Source organism: Actinoplanes sp. NPDC051633 (genome assembly GCF_040681735.1).
GTDB lineage: Bacteria > Actinomycetota > Actinomycetes > Mycobacteriales > Micromonosporaceae > Actinoplanes.
The window spans coordinates 1-2,416 of sequence record NZ_JBFAZH010001160.1; the positions used below are offsets into that span (position 1 = coordinate 1).

Here is a 2,416-nt window from a genome sequence, read left to right on the forward strand (position 1 = left end):
GGACAGCTGCATCGCCAGCAGGACCAGGCGCTGCTGCGCTCCGTCGTGCAGGTTGCGTTCGATGCGGCGGCGTTCGGCGTCGCCCGCGGCGATGATCCGGGCCTTGGAGTCACGCACCTCGTCCTGCAGATCCCGGTGTTCCAGCGCGATCGCGGCCGCCGCCCGGGCCGCGTCGATCAACTCGGGGTCGTCGTCCAGCGAACGGTCGTACAGCAGGGCCGCGGCCGGCCCGTCGGCACGCTCGACCCACGCGACCGAGCGTTCGCCGTCGGCCGGCAGCGCCACGGGGCTTCCGCCGGCGTCCTGGAGGCCACGGTCCGGCGTGCGGTAGGCGATCACCAGGCCAGGGTCGCCCACCGCACGACCCAGGGCGGTCTGCAGTTGTGCCGGTTGAACGTCGTAGATCGTCCGGAAGAGGTCGGCCAGGCCGCCGCGGGCCAGCCGGGAGCGCAGCAGGCCGGCGAGGAAGACCAGCGGCACGACCGCGACCGTGATCGCCACCATCCAGTCGACAGTCTCGGCGGCCAGGCCGAAGCGGTACTCACGCAGGTAGTCGCGGACCAGCACGGGCAGCCACAACAGCAGACAGAAGGCGCCGGCCACGCTGGGCCACAGCGCGCGGCGCCCGGGCGGGGACGCCGCCCGCAGCCGAGCGACGACAACGCCCGCCGTCGCGACCATGACCACGACCATGATCATCCGCTGAGCGGTCTCCATGACGGTGGTGAGCCGCGGGTTCGCGTCGACGAGAAGCAGGTTGCCCTCGACGTCGGAGAAGAGCAGGCGCGCGGGTACCAGCAACGCCACCGCGGCCGCCGCAACGATCAGCCGGTCCAGCCGGGTCCGCAGCCGTCCCCCGGTCAGCGAGGTGAGCACGACGGCGATGAAGAACACCAGCCAGAGGTCCGGCAGCCAGTACGCCACGGTCTGGGCCGCCGGTGAGTCGATCTGGCTGAACAGTGGCGTCACGAAGAACCCGAACCCGGTGGCGGTCAGCAGCGCGCCGGTGCGCGTATCCGGGCGCCGGCGCCAGGCGATCAGGCCGCAGACCACGAACGAGCCGCCGACCAGCCGCATGACCACGTACACCGCCGCGAGCTCCGAGGTCCCACCGGCGAGCAGCGGAAGCACGGCAAGGGTCTCGGCCGCCGCGACCGCGCCCCAGAGCGCGAACCAGATCGCGGTCGGCAGGCGTCGTGCGGCGAACCGGCCGGCCAGTTGCGCGGCGTCGTGGCGGAGCGGCGCGGCCTGCACCATGCCGGTCATCACGTACCTCGCGGAGACATCGCTGGCCACCCACCTCAGCGGACCGACGGAGGTCCACAGCTCACGCTAGCCAGCCGATCGGCTGCCAGGAACCGCCGAACGGACGGGAGTTCCCCGGTGGACCCGTACACCAGAAAACCGGCCCCGCGATCACCAGTCAGCCTCCTTTCCGCGCCATCGGCGCGATGCGAGCGTGATGGGCAAGGCCGAACCGGCCGCCACGTTCATCCAAGGAGAGACCATGACAACCATCCACCCGACCCAGAACCCGACCACGCTGAACGCTCCCCGGACCCCGCGCCGATCCGGCGCCGGCTGGTTCGTGACCGGGACGATCCTGCTGCTGACCGCCCTGGTCCTGCTGATCACCGGTGTGGTCGTGCGGGTCATCGACGAGTCCTGGCGTCGCGACGGATACCTCACGTCGGGCGACATCGCTCTCACCACGCCCACCCGCGCCATCGCCACCGAACGCCTCGACATCGCGGGCATCGCTCCCTTGTGGCCGGACTACGACGGCCTGCTCGGGAAGCTGCGACTAAGGGTCAGCGGGACCGGCGGGGAACCGGTCTTCATCGGTGTCGCGCCGGCCGACAAGGCGGAGGCCTACCTGAACGGCGTCGGCCACGCGACGCTCACCGAGCTGGAGGACCCGGTCACCGCGTACGCGGAGCACGCCGGTGGGGCGCCGCGGGGCAATCCCGCCGACCAGACCTTCTGGACCGCGCAGTCGACCGGGTCGGGCGTCCAGGCCGTCGAGTGGCCGCTGACCGACGGCGAATGGACCGTCGTGGTGATGAACGCGGACGGTTCCACCGGGGTCGACGCCTCCCTCGACGTCGGCATCACGGCGCCGGTCCAGCGATGGGCCGCGCAGGTCCTCCTCGGCATGAGCGCCTTCGTGGGCCTGATCGCCCTCCTGCTGATCTTCGTCGGCTTCCGCCGGCGCCGCTGAGACGACGACGTACCGGAAGGAGACACCGTGGGCACCCGCAAGATGGCCATCCACCCCGGCCGGCACCTCGGCTGGTGGGCCGAAGGAAGATATCGCAACGGCCACCTGTTCATGAAGACCTGGTGGCCCACCGCAGGCCTCGCCCGGGTGGCCGCCCGCCTGGTGGGTGGCGGCAACCCGATCCAGGTGAGGCGC

1 protein-coding gene and 1 pseudogene are annotated in these 2,416 nt (G+C 71.6%); one reads left to right on the forward strand and one right to left on the reverse strand.

Features of this window, described 5'->3' with window-relative positions; translation table 11 throughout:
* A pseudogene (locus AB0M20_RS38405) lies at positions 1–1,296 on the reverse strand (hypothetical protein); the annotation flags it as partial.
* 211 nt (positions 1,297–1,507) lie between these two features.
* On the opposite strand from AB0M20_RS38405, the gene AB0M20_RS38410 reads away from it, so the two are divergent.
* Entirely contained in the window at positions 1,508–2,221 is a 714-nt protein-coding gene (locus AB0M20_RS38410; protein WP_364305827.1) for a hypothetical protein, read from the forward strand.
* The last annotated feature ends 195 nt before the right edge of the window (positions 2,222–2,416 follow it).